At 63.7% G+C, this 317-nt stretch carries 1 pseudogene; it reads left to right on the top strand.

Features of this window, described 5'->3' with window-relative positions:
- Window positions 1-317 (top strand): annotated as a pseudogene (locus GSY69_RS13930) (DDE-type integrase/transposase/recombinase); the annotation flags it as partial.

Here is a 317-nt window from a genome sequence, read left to right as displayed (position 1 = left end):
GCCAGAGCAAGCTCAACGCCCGTGCCCAGGCCCGCCTCACCGGTGAGCGCGGCCACGACTACCGACCTCGTATCGGCACCGCATTCGTCCACACTGTCATCGATGACCACTCCCGGGTGGCCTACGCCGAGATCTGCGCCGATGAGAAGGCCCTCACTGCCATTGGTGTGCTCAACAGGGCCGTGGCGTAGTTTGCAGACCGTGGCGTGAGTGTTGAGCGCGTGCTGTCAGACAACGGTTCGGCTTACCGGTCGTCTGCGTGGCGTGAGGCGTGCACCGAACTTGGTGTGCGACATAAACGCACCCGTCCTTATCGG

Source organism: Brevibacterium rongguiense, from assembly GCF_009857845.1.
GTDB lineage: Bacteria > Actinomycetota > Actinomycetes > Actinomycetales > Brevibacteriaceae > Brevibacterium > Brevibacterium rongguiense.
This window is presented reverse-complemented; position numbering and strand designations above follow the sequence as displayed.